Source organism: Aminobacter sp. HY435 (assembly GCF_027568395.1).
Classification (GTDB): Bacteria; Pseudomonadota; Alphaproteobacteria; order Rhizobiales; family Rhizobiaceae; genus Aminobacter.
This window is the reverse complement of record NZ_JANKZL010000005.1, coordinates 56,223-81,881: the sequence shown is the minus strand read 5'-3', so window position 1 is coordinate 81,881 and position 25,659 is coordinate 56,223. Positions and strand designations below refer to the sequence as shown.

23 protein-coding genes are annotated in these 25,659 nt (G+C 64.8%); 6 read left to right on the top strand and 17 right to left on the bottom strand.

The annotated features are described in order from the left end of the window. Nucleotides 1-112: 112 nt before the first annotated feature. A complete protein-coding gene (locus tag PCJ21_RS07585; protein WP_269930786.1) occupies nt 113-1,483 on the bottom strand; it encodes a cytochrome P450 in 1,371 nt (456 codons plus the stop codon). 171 nt (nt 1,484-1,654) lie between these two features. Here PCJ21_RS07585 and PCJ21_RS07580 point away from each other — a divergent pair, with 171 nt between their 5' ends. The 3 genes from PCJ21_RS07580 (at nt 1,655) to PCJ21_RS07570 (ending at nt 5,919) form a co-directional block, all read left to right on the top strand. Then, nucleotides 1,655-2,224 (top strand): NADPH-dependent FMN reductase, encoded by a 570-nt coding sequence (locus PCJ21_RS07580; protein ID WP_269930785.1) that lies wholly within the window; start codon nt 1,655-1,657, stop codon nt 2,222-2,224. 264 nt (nt 2,225-2,488) lie between these two features. Beyond that, nucleotides 2,489-4,936 (top strand): DNA topoisomerase (ATP-hydrolyzing) subunit B, encoded by a 2,448-nt coding sequence (gene gyrB, locus PCJ21_RS07575; protein WP_269930784.1) that lies wholly within the window; start codon nt 2,489-2,491, stop codon nt 4,934-4,936. 350 nt (nt 4,937-5,286) lie between these two features. Continuing rightward, the gene (locus PCJ21_RS07570; RefSeq protein ID WP_269930783.1) at nt 5,287-5,919 is read left to right on the top strand and encodes a Pr6Pr family membrane protein; all 633 of its coding nucleotides are present in this window, start codon (nt 5,287-5,289) and stop codon (nt 5,917-5,919) included. On the opposite strand, the gene PCJ21_RS07565 is transcribed toward PCJ21_RS07570, so the two are convergent. The 12 genes from PCJ21_RS07565 to ubiE all read right to left on the bottom strand — a co-directional run bounded on the left by PCJ21_RS07565 (nt 5,916) and on the right by ubiE (nt 19,332). Then, complete coding sequence (locus PCJ21_RS07565; RefSeq protein ID WP_269930782.1) at nt 5,916-6,608, bottom strand: response regulator transcription factor; 693 nt, start codon at nt 6,606-6,608, stop codon at nt 5,916-5,918. The two genes, PCJ21_RS07570 and PCJ21_RS07565, sit on opposite strands and share 4 nt — an antisense overlap. After that, nucleotides 6,605-9,313 (bottom strand): sensor histidine kinase, encoded by a 2,709-nt coding sequence (locus tag PCJ21_RS07560; protein WP_269930781.1) that lies wholly within the window; start codon nt 9,311-9,313, stop codon nt 6,605-6,607. The genes PCJ21_RS07565 and PCJ21_RS07560 overlap by 4 nt, the downstream gene beginning before the upstream one ends. Nucleotides 9,314-9,369: 56 nt before the next feature. Further along, on the bottom strand, nt 9,370-9,939 hold the full coding sequence (gene kdpC, locus PCJ21_RS07555; RefSeq protein ID WP_269930780.1) for a potassium-transporting ATPase subunit KdpC: 570 nt from the start codon (nt 9,937-9,939) through the stop codon (nt 9,370-9,372). Between the two features lie 12 nt (nt 9,940-9,951). Then, nucleotides 9,952-12,024 carry a potassium-transporting ATPase subunit KdpB gene (gene kdpB / locus PCJ21_RS07550; protein ID WP_269930779.1) on the bottom strand — a complete coding sequence of 691 codons (2,073 nt, stop codon included), beginning with the start codon at nt 12,022-12,024 and terminating at the stop codon, nt 9,952-9,954. A 37-nt stretch (nt 12,025-12,061) separates the two neighbouring features. Next, nucleotides 12,062-13,765 (bottom strand): potassium-transporting ATPase subunit KdpA, encoded by a 1,704-nt coding sequence (gene kdpA / locus PCJ21_RS07545; RefSeq protein ID WP_269930778.1) that lies wholly within the window; start codon nt 13,763-13,765, stop codon nt 12,062-12,064. A 31-nt stretch (nt 13,766-13,796) separates the two neighbouring features. Continuing rightward, nucleotides 13,797-13,886 (bottom strand): K(+)-transporting ATPase subunit F, encoded by a 90-nt coding sequence (kdpF, locus tag PCJ21_RS07540; RefSeq protein ID WP_067954606.1) that lies wholly within the window; start codon nt 13,884-13,886, stop codon nt 13,797-13,799. Between the two features lie 369 nt (nt 13,887-14,255). Further along, nucleotides 14,256-14,861 carry a glutathione transferase GstA gene (gene gstA / locus PCJ21_RS07535; RefSeq protein ID WP_269930777.1) on the bottom strand — a complete coding sequence of 202 codons (606 nt, stop codon included), beginning with the start codon at nt 14,859-14,861 and terminating at the stop codon, nt 14,256-14,258. A 124-nt stretch (nt 14,862-14,985) separates the two neighbouring features. Next, nucleotides 14,986-16,203, bottom strand: coding sequence for a bifunctional phosphopantothenoylcysteine decarboxylase/phosphopantothenate--cysteine ligase CoaBC (gene coaBC / locus PCJ21_RS07530; RefSeq protein WP_269930776.1), 1,218 nt, complete (start codon nt 16,201-16,203; stop codon nt 14,986-14,988). A gap of 17 nt (nt 16,204-16,220) precedes the next feature. Continuing rightward, nucleotides 16,221-16,622: a type II toxin-antitoxin system VapC family toxin gene (locus PCJ21_RS07525; RefSeq protein ID WP_269930775.1), complete on the bottom strand. Its 402-nt coding sequence runs from the start codon at nt 16,620-16,622 to the stop codon at nt 16,221-16,223. After that, a complete protein-coding gene (locus PCJ21_RS07520) occupies nt 16,622-16,897 on the bottom strand; it encodes a FitA-like ribbon-helix-helix domain-containing protein (RefSeq protein WP_269930774.1) in 276 nt (91 codons plus the stop codon). The genes PCJ21_RS07525 and PCJ21_RS07520 overlap by 1 nt, the downstream gene beginning before the upstream one ends. A 70-nt stretch (nt 16,898-16,967) precedes the next feature. Continuing rightward, entirely contained in the window at nt 16,968-18,542 is a 1,575-nt protein-coding gene (gene ubiB, locus PCJ21_RS07515; protein ID WP_269930773.1) for a 2-polyprenylphenol 6-hydroxylase, read from the bottom strand. Between the two features lie 13 nt (nt 18,543-18,555). Beyond that, the gene (gene ubiE, locus PCJ21_RS07510; protein WP_269930772.1) at nt 18,556-19,332 is read right to left on the bottom strand and encodes a bifunctional demethylmenaquinone methyltransferase/2-methoxy-6-polyprenyl-1,4-benzoquinol methylase UbiE; all 777 of its coding nucleotides are present in this window, start codon (nt 19,330-19,332) and stop codon (nt 18,556-18,558) included. 110 nt (nt 19,333-19,442) lie between these two features. Between ubiE and PCJ21_RS07505 the strand changes: the two genes are divergently transcribed. The 3 genes from PCJ21_RS07505 (at nt 19,443) to PCJ21_RS07495 (ending at nt 21,792) form a co-directional block, all read left to right on the top strand. Next, complete coding sequence (locus PCJ21_RS07505; protein ID WP_269930771.1) at nt 19,443-20,417, top strand: adenosine deaminase; 975 nt, start codon at nt 19,443-19,445, stop codon at nt 20,415-20,417. Nucleotides 20,418-20,520: 103 nt separating this feature from the next. Further along, on the top strand, nt 20,521-21,147 hold the full coding sequence (gene upp, locus PCJ21_RS07500; RefSeq protein ID WP_269930770.1) for a uracil phosphoribosyltransferase: 627 nt from the start codon (nt 20,521-20,523) through the stop codon (nt 21,145-21,147). A gap of 102 nt (nt 21,148-21,249) precedes the next feature. Further along, on the top strand, nt 21,250-21,792 hold the full coding sequence (locus PCJ21_RS07495) for a TIGR02281 family clan AA aspartic protease (RefSeq protein ID WP_269930769.1): 543 nt from the start codon (nt 21,250-21,252) through the stop codon (nt 21,790-21,792). Between the two features lie 89 nt (nt 21,793-21,881). Here the strand turns inward: PCJ21_RS07495 and deoA are convergent, their stop codons facing one another. The 4 genes from deoA to PCJ21_RS07475 form a co-directional block, all read right to left on the bottom strand. After that, nucleotides 21,882-23,201 carry a thymidine phosphorylase gene (gene deoA, locus PCJ21_RS07490; protein WP_269930768.1) on the bottom strand — a complete coding sequence of 440 codons (1,320 nt, stop codon included), beginning with the start codon at nt 23,199-23,201 and terminating at the stop codon, nt 21,882-21,884. A gap of 129 nt (nt 23,202-23,330) precedes the next feature. Continuing rightward, a complete protein-coding gene (locus PCJ21_RS07485; RefSeq protein ID WP_269930767.1) occupies nt 23,331-24,137 on the bottom strand; it encodes a purine-nucleoside phosphorylase in 807 nt (268 codons plus the stop codon). Further along, entirely contained in the window at nt 24,134-24,526 is a 393-nt protein-coding gene (gene cdd / locus PCJ21_RS07480; protein ID WP_269930766.1) for a cytidine deaminase, read from the bottom strand. Before cdd ends, PCJ21_RS07485 begins: the two co-directional genes overlap by 4 nt. 161 nt (nt 24,527-24,687) lie before the next feature. Continuing rightward, complete coding sequence (locus PCJ21_RS07475; RefSeq protein WP_269930765.1) at nt 24,688-25,659, bottom strand: ABC transporter permease; 972 nt, start codon at nt 25,657-25,659, stop codon at nt 24,688-24,690.

The window sequence follows — 25,659 nt, the reverse complement described above, 5'->3', positions numbered from 1 at the left end:
CCTGGTGCTGGAATTCCCCTCCCCCTTGTGGGGAGGGAGGGCGTCAGGGTTGTGCGGCCGCTCATCCGCCTGCCGGCACCTTCTCCCCGTAAGGACGGGAAAGGACGCTGTTTCAGCGCCGGGTCACCCGCATCGGCAGGCCGCCCTGCGGCTGGGTGGTCAGCTTTTGCACCGGCCACGGCTTTGTCTCGGCGACCGTTTCAAAGCGGAAGCGCGAGAGCAGGATGGCGAGCGCGATGATCGCTTCCTGCATGGCAAAGCTCATGCCGATACAGACGCGGGGACCGGCGCCGAAGGGCAGGTACTGGTAGCGGTCGATCTTGTCCCTGTTTTCGGGATGGAAGCGTTCGGGCATGAAGGCCTCCGGCCTGTCCCAGAGCTTGCGGTGGCGGTGCACCGTCCACGGCATGACCAGCACCTGCGCCTTGGCCGGAATCCTGAAACCCCTGTATTCGTCTTCGGCGATCGGCTCGCGGTTGATCGACGGCGCAGGTGGATAGAGGCGCAAAGCCTCCTCAAAGGCAGCGCGGGTGTAGGGCATGGCGTCGAGCCATTTGACCGGATCGGGCTCGCGGACCAGCACGTCGTCGATCTCGCGCTCGACGCGGTCGCGCTCCCAGGTGGCTTCGGCGAGGCAATAGATGGTCCAGCCGAGTGCGCGTGCCGTGGTTTCGTGGCCCGCACCAATGAAGGTGATGATGTTGTCTTCGATCTCTTGGCGGGACAGCCCGTCGGGACCTTCGGCGCGCAGCAGAAGCGTCAGGAAGTCCTCGGGTGCGCCGCCGGGATCGCTGGCCAGCCTGTCGCTGCGCATCGCCACGGTGTCGGTGACGATCTTGCGGAAATAGGCCATGGTCTTGCGGCCGCGGAGGCGGGTGATGCGCGGCAGCCACAGGGGCGCGCGCAGCAGGTCGAGCGGGTCGACGCGACCCATGGTCTCGAACAGCCGGTCGATCTCATGCGCGAAGCTGCCAGCCTCGCCAGCTATTTCGCCCGAAAACAGCGTCTCGGCGAGGATCTCGTAGGTCAGCATCGTCATGTCCTGCGCGACATCGACGGTGCCCGTCACATCGTCATAACGTTGGACGAAATCGAGCGTGCGCTCGAGCATCGGCTGGGCGAAGCCGAAGATGTGGCGCGGCGTGAAAACCGGGGCCATTGCCTTGCGCGAACGCTTCCAGACATCGCCCTCGGCGGTCAGCAGGCCGTCGCGCAGGATCGGGCGCAGGATCATCTGGCGGACGGTCGCCATCTTGTAGTTTTTCGCGTTGTCGACCAGCACGTGGCGGATGAGGCCGGGATCGTTGGCGATGACCAGCGGTCCGCCGACGCCATTCACCGAAATCCACGGTTCGTTGTAGGATGGCTCGCCCCACAGCTCGAGCGGGTTGCGATAGACGATCCGCATCATCTCCAGCGTCGACGGCGGCTTGGCGCGCGGCGTCGGCGCGGGCGGGACGAAGGGCTCGGGTCTGGTGTCCATCAGGCTTGCCTCACCGCTGGACTGTAGGCGCAGCCGACCCGGGCGTCCATGCGGCCGGCATGGGTAACCAGGATGTGACCGGGTCACCGTTAGGTGCCTTCTTGCCACTGGAGGCCTTGAACACATATTGCCGGCAGTAACTATTCTATACCAGAAAGCAGGAAACCAGCCTTGAAACACCAGCTTAACATCGTCGTGGCCAGCACACGCCCTGGCCGCGTCGGACCGGTCTTTGCGCGATGGCTCGAAGCCTATGCGCGCGAACACGGCAAGTTCGCCCCTGTCATCACCGACATCGAGGCCTTCGGCCTGCCGATCTTCGACGAACCCAAGCACCCGAGGCTCGGCCAGTACGAAAACGAGCATACGAAGAAGTGGTCCGAGGCGATCAAGGCCGGCGACGCCTTCGTGTTCGTAACGCCCGAGTACAATTTCTTCGCCGCGCCGGCGCTGGTGAACGCCGTCAATTACCTGGCGCGCGAGTGGAACTACAAGCCAGCCGGCTTCCTGAGCTATGGCGGCGTGTCGGCCGGCCTGCGCGCCGTGCAGTCGGAAAAGATGCTGCTGACGACGCTGAAGATCATGCCGATCCCCGAAGCGATCGCGATTCCGGCCTTCACCCAGCACCTCGACGAAGACGGCGAGTTCAAGGCCAACGAACTGGTCCAGGACAGCGCCAAGACGATGCTGGACGAACTGTATCGCTGGAGCGAAGCGCTGAAGCCGCTGCGCGCGGCCTGACACCCTTGCCGCCCCGGCGCATCGTCAGGGCGGCAAGTGGCCACCCACCCTGCCTGTCCTGTCGGTGACGGCAGTTTCCACGGCCTGCAATCATCGCTCGCACGGTGACGGCAACTGGCCCGCAGGGAGCCCATTATTCCCGCCCAAAAGCCCGGCAAAACTTGGAAAAACCACACTTAAGCCCTATATCTTAAAGACCAACGGGCGTGCGATTCGGGGCCGATTTTGCCGCGTCCTCCTGCGGCAGTCAGACGAAAGATTTTCATGAGCGATCAGTCCGAGAACCTTCCCGGCGCCGATGCCGAGTACGGTGCAGATTCCATCAAGGTTTTGAAGGGCTTGGACGCCGTCCGCAAGCGCCCCGGCATGTATATCGGCGACACCGACGACGGCTCGGGCCTGCACCACATGGTCTATGAGGTGGTGGATAACGCCATCGACGAGGCGCTGGCGGGACACGCGACGCTGGTGACGGTGACACTGAACCCCGACGGCTCGTGCACCGTGACGGACAACGGCCGCGGCATACCGACAGACATCCACACCTCGGAAGGCGTTTCCGCCGCCGAGGTGATCATGACGCAGCTGCATGCCGGCGGTAAGTTCGACCAGAACTCCTACAAGGTTTCGGGCGGCCTGCATGGCGTCGGCGTATCCGTCGTCAACGCGCTGTCGGTGTGGCTCAAGCTCACGATCCGCCGCAAGAGCCAGATCCATGAGATGACCTTCAACCATGGCAATGCCGTTGCGCCGCTGAAGGTCGTCGGCGACGCCGGCGACGAGACCGGCACGGAAGTGACCTTCCTGCCCTCGCCCGACACCTTCACCATGGTCGATTTCGACTACGGAACGCTCGAACATCGCCTGCGCGAACTCGCCTTCCTGAACTCGGGCGTCCGCATCGTTCTGTCGGACAAGCGCCATGCCGACGTCAAGGTGCAGGAACTGCTCTACGATGGCGGCCTGATCGAATTCGTCAGGTATCTCGACCGCGCCAAGAAGCCGCTGATCGACAAGCCGATCGCCATCCGCGCCGAGCGCGACGGCATCACCGTCGAAGTGGCGATGTGGTGGAACGACAGCTACCACGAGAACGTGCTGGCCTTCACCAACAACATCCCGCAGCGCGACGGCGGCACGCACCTCGCCGGCTTCCGCGGCGCGTTGACGCGCCAGGTGACCGGTTATGCGGAAACGTCCGGCATCGCCAAGAAGGAAAAGGTTACGATCACCGCCGACGACACCCGCGAGGGCCTGACGGCGGTGCTTTCGGTCAAGGTCCCCGATCCGAAGTTCTCGTCGCAGACCAAGGACAAGCTGGTTTCCTCGGAAGTCCGCCCGGTGGTGGAAAGCCTGGTCAACGAGGCACTCGGCACTTGGCTCGAGGAGCATCCGGCCGAAGGCAAGATGCTGGTCGGCAAGGTGGTGGAAGCGGCCGCGGCGCGCGAAGCCGCGCGCAAGGCGCGTGAACTGACCCGCCGCAAGGGCGTGCTCGACATCACGTCTTTGCCCGGCAAGCTCGCCGACTGCCAGGAGCGCGACCCGGCCAAGTCCGAAATCTTCATCGTCGAGGGTGACTCGGCAGGCGGCTCGGCCAAGAGCGGCCGCTCGCGCCAGAACCAGGCGATCCTGCCGCTGCGCGGCAAGATCCTCAACGTCGAGCGCGCACGCTTCGACCGCATGCTGTCGTCGGACATGATCGGCACTTTGATCACCGCGCTCGGCACCTCGATCGGCAAGGACGAGTTCAATGCCGACAAGCTGCGCTACCACAAGATCATCATCATGACCGACGCCGACGTCGACGGCGCCCACATCCGTACGCTGCTGTTGACGTTCTTCTTCCGCCAGATGCCGGAGCTGATCGAGCGCGGGCACCTCTATATTGCCCAGCCGCCGCTCTACAAGGTGACGCGCGGCAAGAGCTCGCAATATCTCAAGGACGAAAGCGCCTTCGAGGAGTATCTGATCGACGTCGGCCTGGACGATGCGTCGCTGACGCTTTCCAATGGCGAAGTGCGCGTTGGCCAGGACCTGCGCGCCGCGGTGACCGACGCGCTTGGCGTACGCACGCTGATCGATGGCCTGCACACGCGCTACTCGCGCCCTGTCGTCGAGCAAGCGGCGATTGCCGGCGCTCTCAACCCCGACGTGTTTGCCGACCTTGGCCGCGCCAAGGCGATGGCGGAAACAATCGCCCAGCGCCTTGACCTCATTTCGGAGGACATCGAGCGCGGCTGGACCGGCGAGATTTCGACTGCCAATGACGGTTCGGGCGGTTACGTGTTCGAACGCACGCTGCGTAGCGTCAAGGAGAGCATCCATCTCGACATGGCGCTGATCAACTCGGCCGATGCGCGCGCACTGGACCGCTACGCGGCGCGCCTTGGCGAAATCTACAACCACCCGCCGGTGCTGCGCCGCAAGGAAGCCTCCGAACCCATCGCCGGTCCGCTGGCGTTGCTGAACGCGGTGTTCGCTTCGGGCCGCAAGGGCCTGACCATGCAGCGCTACAAGGGTCTTGGCGAGATGAACGCCGAGCAGCTGTGGGAAACCACGCTCGACCCGAATGTGCGCTCGCTGCTGAAGGTGCAGGTGATGGACGCCACCGACGCCGACTCGCTGTTTGCCCGACTGATGGGCGACGAGGTCGAGCCACGCCGCGACTTCATCCAGGAAAACGCGCTGAGTGTCGCGAACCTCGACGTCTGATCTCGGCAGGTTCTACGCCTGATGTTTCGCCCCCTTCGCTCAGCGGAGGGGGCGATTTTCGTTTCTGGGCAGGCTTTGGAAACAAATCTGGCCGGTTTTCGCGCTTGGGGACCCCCACCCCTAACCCCTCCCCACAAGGGGGAGGGGAACAACGTCGCCGCCTGCTTCTCCGCGGCGTGGCACAGGCCGGTCGCACCGCCTCCGCTCCCCCTCCCCCTTGTGGGGAGGGGTTAGGGTGGGGGTAGCAAGCCCACGAGCTTTTCGGATTTTCCTAGATGCACGCGCCTGCACATTGCGCTGACGGCCTGTTGATGTAGCTTGGCGGCTGAAATCACTCAGGAAAGCTCTCATTGACCCTTCGGCGCGGCCTCGCCACCATCACCGCAATCGCTGCATGGGCAGCACTAGCATTGCAACTGGTGCTGCTGATCGGACAGATGACTGGCAACGGCGCGTCAGTCGTCGAGGCCTTGTGGCGGTTCTTCGGCTTCTTCACCATCATCATGAACCTGATGGCCGCGACGGTGGCGAGCGCCTTGGTGCTGAACCCCGCTGGCCACCTCGCCGCGCCAAGGTCGCGGCTGGTAACGGCGGCGGCGATCGTCTTCGGAGGCCTCGTCTATTCGGTGGCGCTGCGGGCGATCTGGCAACCGGCCGGCTGGCAGGCGGTCGCCGACCATGCGCTGCATGACGCGACGCCGGTATTGTTCTTCCTGACCTGGCTTGCCTGGGACCACGGTGGCCTCAAATGGCGGGACGCCCTGTGGGCGGCGGTGCCGCCGCTGGCCTATTGCGCCTATGCCTTCGCCAGGGGCGCTGCCGACGGCTGGTACGCCTACTGGTTCCTCAATCCCGAGACGCTGAGCAACCCGCAGCTTTTTACCAACATCGCGCTGCTCACGCTTGCCTTCATCGTGGTGGCCACCGCGCTTGTTGGCATCGATCGCCTCCTGTCGAGCCGGCGCGGCGTAGCAAGAGCTTAGTCGGCCTCGCGCAGCCGGTAGCCGACGCCGGTTTCGGTGGTGATGTAGTGCGGCTCGTCGGGGGTCTTTTCGATCTTCTGGCGCAACTGGCGGACATAGACGCGCAGATATTGCACGTCGGCGCCCCCGCCCCAGACCTGCTCGAGCAGGAAGCGGTGGGTCAGCACCTTGCCGGCGTGCTGCACCAGCGCGCGCAGGATGTCGTATTCCTTGGGTGACAGCTTCACCTCCTGCCCCGCCAGCCTGACGATGCGCTTGACCAGGTCGACCGACAGCTCGCCGGTCTGGAACACCGGTTTCTCGCCCTGCTGCTGCAGCCGGTGACGCAATGCCGTGCGGATGCGGGCGATCAGCTCGTTCATGCCGAAGGGTTTTGTCACGTAGTCGTCGGCGCCGAGCTCCAGCGCCTTGACGATGCCGGCCTCGTCGGTGCGGCTCGACAGGATGATGACGGGCACCTGCAGCCCCTCCGCCCGCCAGATGGCGAGCAGGTCGTGGCCGGCCATGTCGGGCAGGCCGAGATCGAGCAGAATGAGATCCGGCTTCTCGGCCCTGGCGATGACAAGCGCCGGCTTGGCCGCCGGCGCCTCGATGACGGTGTAGTCCTGCGTGCCGAGCCCGACGCGCAACAGCTTGCGGATCGGCGGCTCGTCGTCGACGACGAGGATTTTCACCCCGGTGGTGCTCATGCCAATCCTTCGAGTTTCGATGCCTGCGGCGGTACCGGCATGGTGATGGTGAAGACCGCACCGGGCCGATCGACGCGGTTGGAAGCAACGATGGTGCCGCCCATCGCCTCGACGAAACCACGGCAGATCGACAGGCCGAGGCCCGTGCCGGCGCGGACATGGTCGCCCTTGCGAACGCGATAGAACGTATCGAAGACCCGTTCCAGATCGGCCTGCGGAATACCGGGGCCTTCGTCCATGACCTGGATCGCCGCCGTCGCACCATCGGCCCAGCCGCGAATGCGGATCGTCGAGCCTTCGGGGGCATATTTGGCGGCATTGTCGAGCAGGTTGAACAGCACCTGTTCGAACAGCACCGGATCGAGCTTCAGCATCGGCAGATCGCCCGGCATGTCGCGTTCGGTCTTGTGATGGGCGGTGATCTTGGCCGCGCGGCGCAGTGCCGAGCCGACGATGTCGCCGACATAGTGCAGCGCGGAATTGGGTTCCATCGCGCCCGACTCGAGCTTGGTCATGTCGAGCAGATTGGCGATGAAGCGGTTGAGGCGCTCGGATTCGTCGAGCACTGTCGAGACCAGTTCCGCCCTTCCCTCCTCCGGTAACGAGACGCCGAACTCGCGCAGCGCGCCGGCCGCACCCATGATGCTGGCGAGCGGGGTCTTGAGGTCGTGCGAGATCGAGGTCAGCAGTGCCGAGCGCAACCTGTCGGCTTCGACCGCAAGCCTGGCACGGTCGACATCGGCAACGAGCTGGATGCGCTCGATGGCCACCGCCGCCTGGTCGGCAAGCGCATCGAACAGGCGCTGCTGCTCTGGTGTCAGCAGCGGGCCCTGGCGGTCGTTGTCGAGACCGACGACACCCACCGCCATGCGCCCGGTGCGCAGCGGCAGATAAAGGCGCTTGGCGCCCGGCAAGGTATCGGCGCCGCGGCCGGCGGCGCGGTTGTGCTCCCAGGCCCATTTGGCGGCGGCGATGTCGGCGTCGACGAGCGTGTCGTCAGGCGGATAGCCGGCCTTGACGGCGATGGTTCCGTCTTCCGGCAAGAGCAGGACGACGCGGACCTTGAGCATCGAGGCGATCTGGAAGGCAGTGGCCCACAAGACGTCGTCAAGCGTGCCGGTGCCGGCAAGCTTCTTGGAGAACAGATAGAGGTCCTCGGTCATCCGGGCGCGCTCGCGGGCAGCGGCGGCCTGGCGCTGGACGCGGCCTGTCAGGTTGGAGGCGATGACCGCGACGATGAGGAAAAACAGCAGCGCGACCACGCTTTCGGGATCGGAAATGTCGAGCGTGTAGAGCGGTGGCAGGAAGAAGAAATTGTAGGCGGCAGCACTGACCAGCGAGGCAAACAGTGCCGGCCACAGGCCAAGCGTGACCGCCGAGCTCAGCACCCCCATCAGGAAGACCAGGGCGATGTTGCGAACGTCGAGGAACTGCTGCAGCGCCATGCCGACGACAAGCGCACCGGCGACATGCAGCGCTGCCGTGAGATAGGGCCAGGGGTCGAAGCGTCGCCGCGGCGTCGCCGTCTTCACGCCTGGCGAGGCCGGCGCCGCGTCCGGCTCGGCGCCTGACGTCACATGGACACTGATGTTGCCGGCCTGGCGGATCAGGTCATGGGTGACCGAGCCTTCGAAATACTCGCGCCAGCGCGACTTGGCGGGCTTGCCGACGACGATATGGGTGAAATTGTGGGTGCCGGCATGGCGAACGATGTCTCCTGCCACCGACTGGCCGGGAATGGTGATCGCCTCGCCGCCAAGCTGCTCGGCAAGCCGCATGGTCGCCGCGAGCCGGTCCTTGTCGGCGTCGGGCAGATTGGCCGAGCGCGATGTCTCGACATGGAGCGCGGCCCATGGGCAACGCAGGCGGTCGGCCTGGCGGCGGGCATAACGCACCAGCGAGGCGCCGCGCGGATGCTCGTCGACGGCGACAAGCACGCGGTCGCCGGCGGCCCACGGCCCCTCGATGGCGTGGGCCTGCATATGGGTGAGCAGCTGCTCGTCGACGCGCTGGGCGGTGCGGCGCAGGGCCAGTTCGCGCAGGGCGGTCAGGTTGCCGGGCGAGAAGTAGTTCTCGATGGCGCGGCGCGCTGTGGTCGGCACATAGACCTTGCCCTCATGCAGGCGCTTGATCAGGTCGTCGGGCGTGAGGTCTATGATCTCGACGTCGTCGGCGCGGTCGATGATCAGGTCCGGCACCGTCTCGCGCACGGTAACGCGCGTGATCTGGGCGACGATGTCGTTGAGGCTCTCGACATGCTGGATGTTGAGCGTGGTGTAGACGTCGATGCCCTGGGTCAAGAGCTCCTGGACATCGAGGTAACGCTTGGGATGGCGGCTGCCGGGCGCATTGGTGTGGGCGAGCTCGTCGACAAGCGCCAGCGCCGGCCGGCGCGCGATGATGGCGTCGAGATCCATCTCGTCGAGGGTGCGGCCCTTGTAGTCGACCGCCTTGCGCGGGACGACCTCGAAGCCTTCGACCAGCGCTTGCGTTTCGCGCCGGCCGTGGGTCTCGACGACGCCGATGACGACGTCGGTGCCATCGGCGAGCCGGGCACGGCCCGACATCAGCATCTCGTAGGTCTTGCCGACGCCTGGGGCAGCACCGAGGAAGATCTTCAGACGGCCGCGTCCTTCACGCTCGGCTGTCTCAAGCAGCGCGTCCGGCGAAGGCCTGGCTTCCTTGTCCCTGATATCGTCTGGCATCTGTTCTTTTGCAGTCTGGCGCGCCGGGGTTCTTGGATAACTCCGGCGCGACCTTGTCAGGGCGCAACCGCCGCGTCGAGGGCCAAATTCAGCTTGAGCACATTGACCACCGGTTCGCCCATGAAGCCGAGTTCGCGCGCCTCGACATGGCTGTCGACGAGCTTGCGGATGGCGGCTTCATCGGCACCGCGGGCCTTGGCCACGCGCGCCACCTGGAAGTAGGCGGCTTCGGGCGACAGGTGCGGGTCGAGGCCGCTGCCCGAGGCGGTGACCAGTTCCATCGGCACCGGAGCGCCCGGATAGGCCTGCTTGAGCGCTTCTGCCTCGGTCTTGATGCGGTCGATCAGCTTGGCGCTGGTCGGGCCGAGGTTGGAGCCCGAGGAAGCGGCGGCATTGTAGCCATCGCCAGCGGCCGAAGGACGGCCGTGGAAGTAGTTGTCGCCGGCGAAAGCCTGGCCGATCAGCTCGGAGCCGATGACCTTGCCGTCCTTGACGATCAGGCTGCCATTGGCCTGGTGCGGGAACAGGACCTGGGCGACGCCGGTCATGCCGAGGGGATAGGCAAGGCCGGTGATGACGGTGAGCGCGACGATCATGACGAGCGCGGGTCTGAGTTGCTTCAACATGATGGATGTCCTTTACACGAGGCCGATGGCGTTGATCGCCATGTCGATGGCCTTGATGCCGATGAAGGGCACGATGATGCCGCCGAGGCCGTAGACGAGCAGGTTGCGGCGGAGCAGCGCGCCGGCGCCGATCGGCCGGTATTTGACGCCTTTCAGCGACAGCGGGATCAGCGCGACGATGATCAGCGCGTTGAAGATGATCGCCGACAGGATGGCGCTCTGCGGGGTCGAAAGCCCCATAATGTTGAGCGCGCCGAGCTGCGGATAGAAGGCCAGGAACATCGCCGGGATGATGGCGAAATATTTGGCGATGTCGTTGGCGATCGAAAACGTGGTCAGCGCGCCACGGGTCATCAGCAGCTGCTTGCCGATCTCGACGATCTCGATGAGCTTGGTCGGGTCGCTGTCGAGATCGACCATGTTGCCGGCCTCGCGGGCGGCGACGGTGCCTGTGTTCATGGCGACACCGACGTCGGCCTGGGCGAGTGCCGGGGCATCGTTGGTGCCGTCGCCGCACATGGCGACCAGCTTGCCCTTGGCCTGCTCCTCGCGGATCAGGCTGAGCTTGTTCTCCGGCGTCGCCTGGGCGAGGAAGTCATCGACGCCAGCTTCGGCAGCGATGGCAGCGGCCGTCATCGGGTTGTCGCCTGTTATCATGACGGTGCGGATGCCCATGCGACGCAGCTCGGTGAAGCGCTCCTTGATGCCGCCCTTGACGATGTCCTTGAGGTAGATGACGCCGAGCAGGCGGGCATCGCGGACAACCGCCAGCGGCGTGCCACCGAGCTTGGCGATCTCGTCCGAGATGGCCTGGATGCCGCGCACCGCTTCCGCGTCGACACGCGTGCCGGAAGCCGAGGCAGCGCCTGATTTGACGTAGTTGAGCACCGAGTCGACGGCACCCTTGCGGATGGACGAACCGTCGAAATCGACGCCGCTCATCCGGCTCTGCGCGGTGAAGGGCACGAAGTGTGCATGCAGCGAGCCCATGTCGCGGGCACGGATGCCGTAGCGATCCTTGGCCAGCACGACGATGGAACGGCCTTCCGGCGTTTCGTCGGCGAGCGAGGCGAGCTGGGCGGCATCGGCCAGCTCCTGCTCGGTGACGCCCTTGACCGGACGGAACTCGGTGGCCTGGCGATTGCCGAGCGTGATGGTGCCGGTCTTGTCGAGCAAAAGCGTGTCGACGTCGCCGGCGGCTTCCACCGCGCGGCCGGACATGGCAAGCACGTTGAAGCGCACGAGACGATCCATGCCGGCGATGCCGATGGCCGAGAGCAGCGCGCCGATGGTGGTGGGGATCAGCGTGACGAACAGCGCGACCAGCACGATGACCGGGATGTAGCCGCCGGCATAGGTGGCGAAGCTCGGGATCGTGGCGACGGCGAGCACGAAGATCAGCGTCATGCCGGCAAGCAGGATGTTGAGCGCGATTTCGTTCGGCGTCTTCTGGCGTTCGGCGCCCTCGACCAGCGAGATCATGCGGTCGAGGAAGGTCGAGCCGGCAGCCGCCGTGATGCGGACGCGGATCCAGTCGGACAGCACTTGGGTGCCGCCTGTCACGGCCGAGCGGTCGCCGCCGGATTCGCGGATGACGGGAGCTGATTCGCCAGTGATGGCGGCTTCGTTGACCGAGGCAACACCCTCGATGATTTCGCCATCGGAAGGGATGATGTCGCCGGCCTCGACCAGGACGACCTGGCCGACCTTCAGGCTGGTGCCGGCCACCATCTTGTAGGCGGTGCGGCTTTCGCCTTCGAGCAGCTTGGCCTGGGTCTCGGTGCGCGCCTTGCGCAGCGAGTCGGCCTGGGCCTTGCCGCGGCCTTCGGCGACAGCCTCGGCGAAGTTGGCGAACAGCACCGTGAACCACAGCCACAGGATGATCTGGAACGAGAAGCCGAGGCCGCCCGCTCCTGATATCAGGTCCTTGACGAACAGCACTGATGTCAGCGCCGTGACAACGGCGACGACGAACATGACGGGGTTCTTGGCCAGGCTGCGCGGGTCAAGCTTCCTGAACGCGTCGCCCATGGCGGGGAGGATGATGCGAGCGTCGAGCAGGCTCGCAGATTTGTGGGCACTCATGTGAGAGACTCCAGTCCTTTGGTTTTGCGGCGCTGCATCAGAACGTCTGGCCGACGATCATGGCGAGGTGCTCGACGATCGGGCCGACGGCGAGTGCCGGGAAGAAGGTCAGGCCACCGACGATCAGGATCACGCCGGCAAGCAGGCCGACGAACAGCGGACTGTCGGTCGGGAAGGTGCCGGCAGATGCGGGGACCGTCTTCTTGGTGACCAGCGAACCGGCGATTGCGAGTGCCGGGATAATGACCAGGAAGCGGCCCATCAGCATGGCGAGACCGATTGTGATGTTGTACCAGGGCGTGTTGCCGGTGAGGCCGCCGAAGGCCGAGCCGTTGTTGGCCGCGCCCGAGGTGTAGGCGTAGAGGATCTCCGAGAAGCCGTGCGGGCCTGGCGTGCCAACCGAGGCGACCGCACTCGGTATCAGCACGGCGATCGCCGTGAAGCCGAGCATGGCGAGCGGCAGGCACAGGATGGCGAGAACGGCCATCTTGATTTCCTTGGCCTCGATCTTCTTGCCGAGATATTCGGGCGTGCGGCCAACCATCAGGCCGGCGACGAAGATGGCGATGACGACGAACATCAGGATGCCGTAGAAGCCGGCGCCGACGCCGCCGACGATGACTTCGCCGAGTTCCATGTTGATGAGCGGGATCAAGCCGCCAAGTGCAGTGAACGAGCCATGCATGGCGTTGACCGCGCCGCAGGATGCGGCGGTGGTGACGACGGCGAAGAGCGACGACAAGACGATGCCGAAGCGGGCTTCCTTGCCCTCCATGTTGCCGCCATCGATGCCGAGCGCGTGGACGAGCGGGTTGCCGGCAGCCTCGGCCCAGTAGGTCACGGCGACGCCGGCGACAAACAGGATGCCCATGGTGGCGAAGATCGCCCAGCCCTGGCGCTGGTTGCCGACCATGCGGCCGAAGACGTTGGTCAGCGCCGCGCCAAGCGCGAAGATCGAGACCATCTGGAGGAAGTTGGTGATGGCGTCAGGATTTTCGAACGGATGCGCCGAGTTGGCGTTGAAGAAGCCGCCGCCATTGGTGCCGAGCATCTTGATGGCAAGCTGCGAGGCGACCGGTCCGACGGCGATGGTCTGCTGGGCGCCTTCGACAGTGGTCGCGGCGACGTAGGAGCCGATCGTCTGCGGCACGCCGAGCCAGACATAGGCAAGCGTCAGCAGCACGCAGAGCGGCAAAAGCACATAGAGCGTGCCGCGTGTCAGGTCGACCCAGAAATTGCCGATCGACTTGCCCGAGGCGCGAGCAAAGCCGCGGATCAGCGCCATGCCGACGGCGATGCCGGTGGCGGCGGAAACGAAGTTCTGCACCGTCAGCCCGGCCATCTGCACCAGGTAGGACATGGTGCTTTCGCCACCGTAGTTCTGCCAGTTGGTGTTGGTCATGAAGCTGACGGCGGTGTTGAACGACAGTTCAGGCGGCACAGCAGTCATGGCCGCCGGGTTGAAGGGTAGCGACCCCTGGAACCGCTGCATCGCATAGAGCAGCAGGAAGCCTGCGATGTTGAACGACAGCATGGCCGCGGCATAGCCGGTCCAATGCTGGTCCTCGCGCTCGCTGGTGCCGGCAAGCCGGTAGAGCACGCGCTCGACGGGGCCGAGCACGGGCGACAAAAGCGTGCGCTCGCCGCCGAAGACGCGGGTCATGTAGCCGCCGAGCGGCTTCACGAGCAGAATGATGATCGCGCAAAATGCGGCGATCTGTATCCAGCCATTGATGGTCATTTGAGAAACTTTCCGTGCGGGCGCTGGACGGTCAGAACCGTTCGGGGCGGATGAGCGCGTAGGTCAGATAGGCAAGCAGGAACACCGTCACTGCGCCGCCGAGAATGTATTCGAGCAACATTTGGCATTCCTTCAGAGGATGTCGCAGGCTTTGACGTAGGCAAAGCACAGAGCGAAGAAGACTAGGCCTATGGCGAGAACGAAGATGTCCATCTTCGAGGGCTCCTGTTCCGTTGAAACCTTGCACCGAGGGCACAAAGACCATGGCCACGCGCCAAACGACGGCGTCAGACATGCTGACGACGTTGGCCGGGCTCTGGATTTCGGAACGGAATATGGCCCCGGACCGCATCAAGGTTCGAGAGAGCGGGGCACGGAAAGAAATAGGAATTGCATAAAGAAAACGGCCCCCGGGCGGATGCCTGGAGGCCGTCTTGTCGTCAAATCTGGAGCTGCCGGTTCAACAGCGGCGGCAACTGTTCAAGCAGGATCAGGCCAGGCCTTCGGCGCGCAGCGCCTTCTGCACCGCCGGACGGGCGGCCACGGTGCCGAGATAACGCTGGATGTTGGCGAAGGACGACAGATCGATGCCGACATGCTTGGCCCAGCCGAGGATCGTCCAGAGATAGGCGTCGGCAGCGGTGAAAGCGTCGCCCATCAGGTAGGCGCGGCCGTCGAGCTTGCCGTCGACATAAGCGAGGCGCTTGGCGAGGTGCTCGCGGTTGATCTCCTTGGTGGCCTCAGGCGTATTGGGCTTGAAGAAGGCACCGAAGCTCTTGTGCAACTCGGTGGCGACGAAGGCGAGCCACTGCTGGACACGGTAGCGGGCCATGTCGCCGGCCTTGGGCATCAGGCCGCTCTCGGGCTTCTGGTCGGCGAGATACTGCACCAGGACCGAGGATTCGGTCATCAGTTCGCCATCGGGCAGCACCAGCGCCGGCACGTAGCCGTTGGGGTTGGTGGCGAGGAAATCCTGCGCCGCTTCGGTGGTCTTGGTCTTGCCGTCGACCTTGACGAGATCGAGGTCGATGCCGACTTCGTTGGCGACAATGTGCGGAGCCAGCGAGCAGGCGCCGGGCATGTAGAAAAGCTTCATTTCGTAGAGAACTCCAATGGTGGGCAGCCTCCCTGTCGCATGCGCGCGCGGGACAGCCAAGCACCATCGGGGTGAACACTATGTCACCAATCCACGGCTGCGGAGAGCTTGAAAACGCAGCTGCCTAGACCGTAATCGTCTTCAACTTTTCAGCAATAAGGTCGGCAAGCCTGGCCGCAACCTCTTCCTTGGACAGATCGGGCCATTCCTCGACGCCGCTCTTGGCGACGATACGGACGCTGTTGCGGTCGCCGCCCATCACGCCGCCCTCATGGCTGACGTCGTTGGCGACGATGAAATCTGCGCCCTTTTTCGCAAGCTTGGCCTGCGCGTTCTTGACAACGTTCTGGGTCTCGGCAGCGAAACCGACGACCAGATACGGTCTTTTGGCATGATGGCCGACGCCAGCGAGAATGTCAGGGTTCTCGACCATCTGCAGCGCAGGCGGCCCCTCGCCCGCCACCTTCTTGATCTTTTCGCCGGCGGCATTGTCGGTGCGCCAGTCAGCGACAGCGGCGACAAAGACGGCAGCGTCGGCCGGCAGCAACTGCTCGACGGCGTCGCGCATCTCGCGCGCGCTCTCGACATGGACGGTCTTCACGCCGGCCGGGTCGGGGATGGTGACCGGGCCGGAAACGAGACGGACGTCGGCACCGAGCTTCGCCAGAGCCGCGGCGAGCGCATGGCCCTGCTTGCCCGACGAGCGGTTGGCGATGTAGCGCACCGGGTCTATGGGCTCGTGCGTCGGGCCCGAGGTGACGATGATCTTCTTGCCCGAAAGCGGTTTCGGTCTGTTGTCGAGCAGCGCTTCGATGGCAGCCACGATCTCCAGCGGCTCGGCCATGCGGCCCTCGCCGGCCTCGCCGCTTTCGGCCATCTCACCCTGCTTCGGCCCGACGAAATGGATGCCGTCCTTCTCCAGTGTCGCCCGGTTGCGGCGGGTCGCTGGGTGCGACCACATCTTCGGGTTCATCGCCGGTGCCAGCAGCACCTTCTTGTCGGTGGCAAGCAGCACCGTCGAGGCAAGGTCGTTGGCATGGCCGTTGGCAAGCTTGGCCATCAGGTCGGCGGTAGCGGGCGCGACGACGATCAGATCAGCCTCGCGAGACAACCTGATGTGGCCGATGTCATGTTCGTCCTGGCGGTCGAAGAGGTCGGAAAAGACGTGATCGGCGGTCAGCGCGCCGACCGACAGCGGGGTGACGAATTCCTGCGCGGCAGACGTCATCACCGCCCGCACCGAGGCGCCGCGCTCGCGCAGCCGGCGGATCAGGTCGAGCGACTTGTAGGCGGCGATGCCGCCGCCGATGATGAGCAATATGCGCTTGCCGCTGAGGATCATGCTTTTCCGCCGTGTCGTCACGCCGGCTTCAACGCCGGCTCGATGTCGGTATGGATGAAATCGTCGCCCTTGAAAAGCAGCGGCAGCCTGCGCGTCTTGGCGAGTGCATAGGCGAAGCAGTCGCCGAAATTGAGCTTCGCGGCGTGTCCGGAACCCCTGCTGAACTTCACCCGCGCCGCAATGGCGACATCCAACTCCGGCTCGCCAAACGGAACAAGGGTGATCAGCGTGTCGGAAACCAACCCTTGCAGAAATGAAAGTCCTTTCGTCGGCGCAACCCCGGCCAGAACGAAAGCGCATTCGAGATAGGTCGGAACGGACATCAACTTGCTGGGTGTCTGTTCCAGCATCCTGCTGAATGCCAGGGCTTCAGGTTCGCGGCGCGCGATTGCCACGATGGCCGACGTGTCAATGACCATCACAGCCCCTCGTACTCGCCGCTGATCGCATCGCTCAGCTCTTTTTGCGAGTAATACTTGTAGCGGCTGTCTGTCGGCTCGTCGGCTTCGAGCTCGGCGGCTCGGCGCATGATCTCTTCGGCGCTAATGCGCGAGGTCGGGGCATGCTGGTCAGCCACCTCGTCCGACAAAAGCTGCCTGAGGGTTTCCTCAAGCGAATTGCCGTTCTGCGCTGCCTTCACGCGCAGTGCCTGCTTCACACCCTCGGGCACGTTCCTAATGGTAAGAGTGGCCATGGCAGCCTCCATGCAGTCATTGACAGCAATGTAGGCATTGACAGCACTTGCGTCAAACAACAGGCAGCGGTCAGGTAATTTGCCAAGCGAGGAACACAAGCGCCGCCGCGATGACCCACAGTGCCACACGACCGGAGCGGTTGTAGCGTGCCTCGGCCTTGCCGATGGCGCGCGCGGTCGCCTCGTCGAAGCGCAGGCCGTTCTCGGCCATGAGGTCGATCTGGCGCGACAGGCGTTCGGTGCGGGCGGCAAGATCGGGGGCCTGGCGCATCAGCGACATCAGCGCGCCAAGACCGTCGCGGGCGTCGATCAGCACGCCTTGCGGCCCGAGATTGCCAGCGATCCAGTTGCCGACCACAGGCTCGGCGGTCTTCCACATGTTGAAGGCAGGATCGAGCGAGCGGGCAACGCCTTCGACCACGACCATCGTCTTTTGCAGCAGCACCAGCTCCGGCCGGGTTTCCATGTCGAACAGTTCGGTGACCTCGAACAGCAGGGTCAAAAGCTTGGCCATCGAGATGGTCTCGGCCGGCTGGCCGTGGATCGGCTCGCCGATGGCGCGGATGGCCTGGGCGAAAGCGGCGACATCATGCTTGCGCGGCACGTAGCCGGCTTCGAAATGCACCTCGGCGACGCGCATGTAGTTGCGGGTAATGAAACCGTAGAGGATCTCGGCGAGGAAGCGGCGCTCCTTCTTGCCGAGGCGGCCCGATATGCCGAGATCGACGGCGACGATGTCGCCCTTTTTGTCGACGAACATGTTGCCCGGATGCATGTCGGCATGGAAGAAGCCGTCGCGCAACGTGTGGCGCAGGAACGACTGCACCAGCGTCGCGGCAATGCCCTTCAAATCATGATTGGCGGTGCGCAGGCCCTCGATGTCGTTGAGCTTGATGCCGTCGATCCACTCCATGGTGAGGACGTCACGGCCGGTGCGCTCCCAGTCGATGGCCGGGACGCGGAAGCCCGGATCGTCCCTGGTGTTTTCACCGAGTTCGGAATAGGCGGCCGCCTCGAGGCGGAAATCCATCTCGACCTTGGTGGTCTGCGCCAGCGTCTCGGTGACCTGGACCGGACGCAGGCGCCGGCTCGAGGGTATGTAGCGTTCCTGCAGCCGGGCGGCGAGGAAGTAGCTTTCCAGATCCTGGAAGAAGCGGCGACGCACGCCGGGGCGAATGACCTTGACGGCGACCTTGCGCGGACCTGCCGGCGTCGCGACTTCGGCCGGGTGGACCTGGGCGATGGAAGCCGCAGCCACCGGCTCGCCTATGCTGGTGTAAAGGTCCGAGACCTTGCGGCCGAGCGAGCCTTCGATGGCAGTGACGGCATCGGCCATCGGGAAGGTCGCCATGCTGTCCTGCAGCAGCGCCAGATCGAGCGCGATGTCGTCGCCGACGACGTCCGGACGCGTAGCAAGGAACTGGCCAAGCTTCACATAGGACGGCCCAAGGCGTGCCACGGCATTGGCAAGGCGGTCGCTGCGGACGCTTTTTCTCGCCCTGCGGCGGGTAAACAGCTTGGCAACACGCCAGCCGAATTTCGGCAAACCGGTCAGCTGGTCGCCCGGCAAAGCCGCGACCACGCCTTCACGCACCAGCACCCAGCCCGCGCGCGCGAGCCGGAAAGACGCACCGAGACTGCTCATCGCGCGCCGTCCGTCAAAGCTTCCAGCCCGAGTGAAGCGCAGCGATGCCGCCGGAGTAGTTGCGGAAGGTGACGCGGTCGAAGCCGGCGCGGGTGATCATGGTCGCGAAGTTCTGCTGGTTGGGGAATTTCCTGATCGACTCGACCAGGTAGGCATAAGGCTCGCCATCACCCGTCACGGCCTGGCCGATGCGTGGAATGGCGTTGAACGACCAGGTCTCATAGACCTTGTCGAGCAGCGGCATGTCGACTTCAGAAAACTCCAGCACCATGATCCTGCCGCCGGGCTTGAGCACGCGCCAGGCTTCCGACAGCGCCACGTCGATGCGCGGCACGTTGCGAATGCCAAACGCGATCGTATAGGCGTCGAAGGTTTCGTCCGGAAACGGCAGTTCCTCCGCGTTGGCCTCGACAAAATCCGTCTTGTCGGCAAGGCCGCGCTTTTCAGCACGTTCGCGGCCGACGGCAAGCATCGAGCCATTGATGTCGAGCACGGTGGCATGGGCGTTGCCATGCGAAGCATCGATGATGCGAAACGAGATGTCGCCGGTACCGCCCGCAACATCCAGCACCTTCCAGCCGGGACGACGCGGCGGGTTGAGCCACGACACCATGCCATCCTTCCAGACGCGGTGCATGCCGGCCGACATCAGGTCGTTCATCAGGTCGTAGCGATTGGCGACCTTGTGGAAGACCTCGTTGACCAGTCCCTGCTTGTCGCCCACGCCGACATTGCGGAAACCGTATGAAGTTTCCATGCCGCCGACAGCCGTCGTCCGTTGTTCTGACATTTTCTTGTCCAATCAAATCCGGCGGGACCATAGCCGATCACACCAGCCGGCGCTATTGTTTGAGGCGCGGTTTTCAGCCGCGCCCAAGTCGAGACGACGAGGAATATCGAATGCCATTGAAAGCCGAGTTGCACTGTCACATCGAAGGAGCGGCAGCACCCGAACTCGTCATCCGCCAAGCCGAGAAATATGGCAAGGACCCGTCGCCGTTCATTCAGAACGGCTCTTTCGTCTGGAACGACTTTACCTCGTTCCTTGCGGCGTATGACTTCGCGGCGGACCTGTTCCGCACCGAGGAAGACTACGCCAGACTGTCGGAACACTACCTGACCAGCCTCGCCCGGGACGGGGCCATCTATTCGGAAGTGTTCACCTCGCCCGACCATGCGATCAAGGCGGGGCTGTCACCAAAGGCCTATACCGACGCTCTTGGCGAAGGCATGGAGCGGGCCAAGGCAAAGACCGGGATCGAAGGCCGGATGATCGTAACCGGCGTGCGCCATGTCGGCGTCGAATCGATCGAAGCGGCGGCGCGCTTCGCCGCCAAGTGCAACCACCCGCTGGTCAGCGGCTTCGGCGTTGCCGGCGACGAGCGCATGGGCGATTTCGAGGACTATGTGCGCGCCTTCGAAATCGCGCGCGAGGCGGGCCTGGGCATCACCATCCATGCCGGCGAACTGCTGGGCTGGGAAAGCGTTGAGGCAGCGCTCGACCACATTCGCCCCTCGCGCATCGGCCACGGCGTGCGCGCCATCGAGAACCCGGACCTGGTCAAGCGCATCGCCGACGAAGGCATCGTGCTCGAGATCTGCCCGGGTTCCAACATCGCGCTGAAAGTCTTCGACAACTTCGCCGACCACCCCTTCGCCAAACTCCGCGACGCGGGCTGCAAAGTGACGCTGAATTCCGACGATCCACCCTATTTCTGGACCAGCCTGAAGCGCGAATACGACATCGCGTCCGAGCATTTCAGCATGGACGAAAAGGCGCTGATGGCAACGACCCGCACCGCGATCGAGGCGGCCTTCGTCGACCGCAAGACAAAAGCGGCGCTATTGGCGCGGCTGGATGGCCACAAACGCTGAATTTCAGCCGACAAAACTGTGGTTCAACGCGGCAAGACATTGGTCGGCGGCGGGCCAGCCGATAAAGTGGCGTCAATTTTCCGAGTTCCAGGAGCGTAAGCCCATGACCGTAACCGTCGTCGACCATCCGCTTGTCCAGCACAAGCTGACCATCATGCGCGACAAAGAAACCTCGACGGCCAGCTTCCGCCGGCTGCTGCGCGAAATCTCGCTTCTGCTGGGCTACGAAGTCACCCGTGACCTCGAACTGACCACCAAGACGATCGAAACCCCGATCGAAACGATGGTTGCACCGACGCTGGAGGGCAAGAAGCTGGTGTTTGCCTCGGTGCTGCGCGCGGGCAACGGCCTGCTCGAAGGACTGCTCGACCTGGTGCCGGCGGCGCGTGTCGCCCATGTCGGTCTCTATCGCGACCACGAGACGCTGGAAGCGGTTGAGTATTTCTTCAAGGCACCGAGCGATCTCGGCGACCGCCTCGTCATCGTCGTCGACCCGATGCTGGCAACGGCCAACTCGGCGATCGCGGCGATCGACAAGCTCAAGGGCCGTGGCGCGACCAATATCCGCTTCCTGTGCCTGCTGGCCTCGCCAGAGGGTATCGAGCGCTTCACCACGGCCCATCCCGACGTGCCCGTCTTCACCGCCTCGATCGACCGCGAGCTGAACGACAAGGGCTATATCGTGCCCGGCCTCGGCGACGCCGGCGATCGTCTCTACGGGACGAAATAAGCCTTAACCGGCAATTTACCGCCTTTCGCATCAGGTCTCGCCCGTTAAAGGCGCGAACACCATGGCCCGCCTATCGTGGCGCCCGTAATCCAGGGCGTCACCATGCTTCGCAAGGTCATCATTTTCAGTCTCTGCGCCGGAGCCGCGGCGTCGTTGCCGTCGCTGTACGAAAAGCACGGCGATACGTTCAGGACCTTCGTCGCAGGCGATGCGGAAACCGGTGCTTCGACGCCGAGCACGGTCGAAGTCAGCACGGCAACCGCCACGACGTCGGGACGGCGCGTGGTCATCGACCAGGACATGCGCGGCCACTTCACTGCAAGTTTCAAGATCAACGGACGGTCGGTCGATGCGCTGGTCGACACCGGCGCAACACTGGTTGCGATCAATCTCTCCACTGCCAGGCGCGCCGGCGTGAAGGTGACGGCCAGCGACTTCACGCGCGAGGTCAATACCGCCAACGGCACGGCCAAGGCAGCGGTGGCGCTAATCGACAGGGTGCAGATCGGCAAGATCACGGTCGAGGATGTCGATGCCGTGGTGCTCGAGGACAAGGCCCTGCAAGGCACGCTGGTCGGCATGAGCTTCCTGTCGCGGCTGAAGAAATACCAGGTCGAGAACGGCGCGCTGCTTTTGGTGCAGTAGTGCGTCCTTCGAGGCTCGCCTGAGGCGCGAGCTCGCACGACGGCCACGGGTCAGCCCGAAATGGAACGGCGAGCCGCCAAGGACGCACTTCAATCCCGCGGCGAAATCCGGCGAACGATAGCCTTTGCGGGCGCGGGCTTCGCCGCGCCGATGCTGTAGGCGGCGTGCACCGCAGCGGCGGCGACCTCGGCGTGCGATTGGTTGCGCGCGTGCACCAGCGCCAAGGGCTCGCCGGCGCCAACTTCCGCCCCTACGGGCAACAGGCGGGTGATGCCGACAGCGTGGTCGACCTTGTCATCGGATCGGGTGCGCCCGCCGCCAAGAGCGACGACGGCAAGACCGATCTCACGCGTGGCGATGCCGGTGACGAAGCCGGAGCTCTGGGCCCTGACAGCGAACTCGACATCGGCCTTGGGCAGATACTTGCTTGCGTTTTCCACGAAGTCGGCCGGCCCGCCGAGCACCGAAACCATACGACCGAAAATGTCGGCGGCGGTGCCGTCCTCGAGCGCGATGCGCGCACGCTCCAGCGCCTCGCGCTGCGAGCTAGCCCTACCGGCCGACAGCAGCATTTCGGCGGCGAGCGCCAGCGTAACCTGCTCGAGACGCGGATCGCGGAAGCGCCCGGTGAGGAAATCGACCGCGTTGTGCACCTCGACGGCATTGCCGGCGGCGGAGGCCAGCGGCTGGCTCATGTCGGTGATCAGCGCCGTCGTCCTGAGACCTGCGCCATTGGCGACCTCGACCAGGCTGGTGGCGAGAGCTGAAGCATCGCGCGTCTTTTCCATGAAGGCGCCGTTGCCGAGCTTGACGTCGAGCACCAGCGAGCCGAGGCCGGCGGCAAGCTTCTTGGACAGGATCGAGGCGGTGATGAGCGGCACCGACTCCACCGTCGCGGTGACGTCGCGCACGCCGTAGAAGCGCTTGTCGGCGGGGGCGAGGTCGGCGGTCTGGCCGATGATGGCGCAACCGGCCTCGCGCACAGTGCGCCGGAACAGGGCAAGATCGGGCTGGCTGACATAGCCCGGGATCGAATCCATCTTGTCGAGCGTGCCGCCGGTGTGGCCGAGGCCGCGGCCCGAGATCATCGGCACGCAGGCGCCGCAGGCGGCAACGATGGGTGCCAGCATCAGCGAGACGTTGTCGCCGACACCGCCGGTCGAATGCTTGTCGGTGGCGGGGCCTGGCAGGTCGGACCAGTCGAGCACGTCGCCGGAATCGCGCATGGAGGCGGTCAGGGCCACAGCCTCGTCGCGACTCATGCCGTTGAAGAAGACAGCCATGCCGAAGGCCGCGATCTGGCCCTCCGAGACGGCGCCCGAGGTGATGCCGGCAACAAAAGCCCTGATCTCGTCGGCGGAGAGCGCCTTGCCGTCACGCTTGCGGCGGATGATCTCCTGCGGGAGCATGCCTACCCTCCCCCTTGTGGGGAGGGTCCCACGGCGACGCGGCGGCGACAACCATACCCCGTCTCGCTCGCTTTGCCCTGCAAAGCGCGCTTGCCGGCCCTCCCCACAAGGGGGAGGGTAAGAGCGCCCTCACTCATCGAACGAGCCCTTTTCGAAGGCCTTGCGCAGCACCGAAGCCAGGCGCGCACCACCGATGGGAGCCATGTCCTTGGTCTCGCGATGAGACAACTCGGCACCGGTCATGCCGGCGGCGAGGTTGGTGATGACCGAGCAGGCCAGCACCTTGAGGCCGAGGAAGCGGGCGATGATCGCCTCCGGCACGGTCGACATGCCGACAGCATTGGCGCCGAACATGCGCGCCATGCGGATTTCGGCCGGGGTCTCGAAGGACGGCCCGGAGAACCACATATAGACGCCCTTGTGAAGCTCGATGCCGGCCTCTTCGGCCGCCGCTTCGAAGGAGCGGCGAAGGCCGGCGTCATAGGCTTCGGTCAGGCCGACGAAACGACGATCCGTCGGCTCGCCGAACAGCGGATTGGTGCCAGCGAAGTTGATGTGGTCCTCGATCAGCATGACCGATCCGGGCAACATTTCGGGGTCGACGGAGCCCGCCGCGTTGGTGAGCAGCAGCTTGCTGACGCCGATACCCGCGAGCGTCTCGATCGCCGGGCGCATCACCGAGGCGTCGCCATGCTCGTAATAGTGGGCGCGGCCGGCCATCATGATGACCGGACGACCGCCGAACAGGCCAGCAACGATCTCGCCGGCATGGCCGGTCACGCCGCTGCGTGGAAAGCCGGGCAGCTCGGCATAAGGGATGCGGACGGCGTTCTCGACCTCGTCGACGAGATTGCCGAGACCGGAGCCAAGGACTATGGCGGTCGAGGGCGCGAGGCCGTCGAGCTGTTCGACGAGGCGATCGACGGCTTCCTTCATTTCAGCATCTCGCCTTCAAAGCCATAAGGCAGCATCTGGCCCATGGTGACAGTTTCAACCACGCCGGCTTCGTCGCAGAGATACAGCCTGGTGTCTGGGCTGGTGAATTCGGCGAGGCGCTGGCGGCAGCCACCGCAAGGCGTGATACGCGCCATGCGCTCGGCAACCACCGCAATCTCGGTGATCTTGCCGCCCCCGGCCATGATGTAGTGGCCGAGTGCGGTCGTCTCGGCGCACCAGCCCTCGGGATAGGAGGCGACCTCGATGTTGGCGCCGGCAAAGACGCGGCCGTCCTCGGTGCGCAAGGCGGCACCGACAGGGAATTTCGAATAGGGCGCGTAGGCCTTGGCCATGGCGGTACGGGCGGCGAGGAAGAGATCATGAGACATGGGGGCACCCTGAAGCCTGCCCCTCACTCCTACCCTCTCCCCATGAAGAACGGGGCGAGGGAGGCGTCAACGTCGCAACTGCCACCTTCTCCCCGTCATTCACGGGGAGAAGGGGCCGGCAGGCGGATGAGGGGCGGTTTGGAAATTCGGTCATCCGGAGCTCAGCGCTCCTTCACATAAGGCACACCGCCGGCGCGCGGCGGGATGGCCTTGCCGATGAAACCGGCGAGCAGGATGACGGTCAGCACATAGGGCAGCGCCTGCATCAGCTGGACCGGCACCTTGCCGATCAGCGGCAGCGGCGTTCCCTGCAGGCGGATCGACAGCGCGTCGAGGAAGCCGAACAGCAGGCAGGCGAACATCGCCGGCACCGGCTTCCACTTGGCGAAGATCAGCGCGGCCAACGCGATGTAGCCACGGCCGGCGGTCATGTCCTTGACGAAGCCGGCGTTCTGGGCGAGCGCCATGTAGCAGCCGGCGAGCCCGGTCAGCACGCCGGTGCAGATGATGGCGCGGTAGCGCAGCCAGGCGACCGAGATACCTGCCGTGTCGACGGCAGCCGGGTTTTCGCCGACGGCGCGCAGGCGCAGGCCGAAGCGGGTGCGAAACAGCACCCACCAGGTGAACGGCACGGCGAGGAAAGCCAGGTAGGTCAGCAGCGAATGGCCCGACAGCAGGCCCGAATAGACGTGGCCGATGATCGGCACGTCGCGCAAGGCGTCGGCGCCCGGCAGCTTGATTTCGCCGAAACGGGCCTCGGGCGGCAGCGACGGCGTGCGGCCGCCCTGCTGGAACCAGGCCTGGCCCAGGATAACGGTGGAGCCGGCGGCGATGAAGTTGATCGCCACGCCCGAGACGATCTGGTTGCCGCGATGGGTGATGGAGGCAAAGCCATGGACCAGCGACATGCCGATCGAAACGAGGATGGCGACCAGCAGGCCGATCCAGGCCGAGGCGAAGACGGCAGCGGCAGCCGCACCGGCAAAGGCGCCGGCGAGCATCTTGCCCTCCAGGCCGATGTCGAAGACGCCCGAGCGCTCGGAATAGAGCCCGGCGAGGCAGGCAAGCAGCAACGGCACCGTCAGGCGGATGGTCGAGTTGAGCACATTGATGAGCGTGTCGACGAATTCCAT

Coding starts and splice junctions, on each gene's coding strand:
- PCJ21_RS07485 (WP_269930767.1), bottom strand. CDS start 24,137: ATGAAGGAAGCCGTCGATCGCCTCGTCGAACAGCTCGACGGCCTCGCG.
- PCJ21_RS07585 (WP_269930786.1), bottom strand. CDS start 1,483: ATGGACACCAGACCCGAGCCCTTCGTCCCGCCCGCGCCGACGCCGCGC.
- PCJ21_RS07525 (WP_269930775.1), bottom strand. CDS start 16,622: ATGGTCATTGACACGTCGGCCATCGTGGCAATCGCGCGCCGCGAACCT.
- kdpA (WP_269930778.1), bottom strand. CDS start 13,765: ATGACCATCAATGGCTGGATACAGATCGCCGCATTTTGCGCGATCATC.
- upp (WP_269930770.1), top strand. CDS start 20,521: ATGACCGTAACCGTCGTCGACCATCCGCTTGTCCAGCACAAGCTGACC.
- coaBC (WP_269930776.1), bottom strand. CDS start 16,203: ATGATCCTCAGCGGCAAGCGCATATTGCTCATCATCGGCGGCGGCATC.
- ubiE (WP_269930772.1), bottom strand. CDS start 19,332: ATGTCAGAACAACGGACGACGGCTGTCGGCGGCATGGAAACTTCATAC.
- PCJ21_RS07495 (WP_269930769.1), top strand. CDS start 21,250: ATGCTTCGCAAGGTCATCATTTTCAGTCTCTGCGCCGGAGCCGCGGCG.
- PCJ21_RS07560 (WP_269930781.1), bottom strand. CDS start 9,313: ATGCCAGACGATATCAGGGACAAGGAAGCCAGGCCTTCGCCGGACGCG.
- PCJ21_RS07520 (WP_269930774.1), bottom strand. CDS start 16,897: ATGGCCACTCTTACCATTAGGAACGTGCCCGAGGGTGTGAAGCAGGCA.
- PCJ21_RS07475 (WP_269930765.1), bottom strand. CDS start 25,659: ATGGAATTCGTCGACACGCTCATCAATGTGCTCAACTCGACCATCCGC.
- kdpC (WP_269930780.1), bottom strand. CDS start 9,939: ATGTTGAAGCAACTCAGACCCGCGCTCGTCATGATCGTCGCGCTCACC.
- cdd (WP_269930766.1), bottom strand. CDS start 24,526: ATGTCTCATGATCTCTTCCTCGCCGCCCGTACCGCCATGGCCAAGGCC.
- PCJ21_RS07505 (WP_269930771.1), top strand. CDS start 19,443: ATGCCATTGAAAGCCGAGTTGCACTGTCACATCGAAGGAGCGGCAGCA.
- kdpB (WP_269930779.1), bottom strand. CDS start 12,024: ATGAGTGCCCACAAATCTGCGAGCCTGCTCGACGCTCGCATCATCCTC.
- PCJ21_RS07565 (WP_269930782.1), bottom strand. CDS start 6,608: ATGAGCACCACCGGGGTGAAAATCCTCGTCGTCGACGACGAGCCGCCG.
- kdpF (WP_067954606.1), bottom strand. CDS start 13,886: ATGTTGCTCGAATACATTCTCGGCGGCGCAGTGACGGTGTTCCTGCTT.
- deoA (WP_269930768.1), bottom strand. CDS start 23,201: ATGCTCCCGCAGGAGATCATCCGCCGCAAGCGTGACGGCAAGGCGCTC.
- ubiB (WP_269930773.1), bottom strand. CDS start 18,542: ATGAGCAGTCTCGGTGCGTCTTTCCGGCTCGCGCGCGCGGGCTGGGTG.
- gyrB (WP_269930784.1), top strand. CDS start 2,489: ATGAGCGATCAGTCCGAGAACCTTCCCGGCGCCGATGCCGAGTACGGT.
- gstA (WP_269930777.1), bottom strand. CDS start 14,861: ATGAAGCTTTTCTACATGCCCGGCGCCTGCTCGCTGGCTCCGCACATT.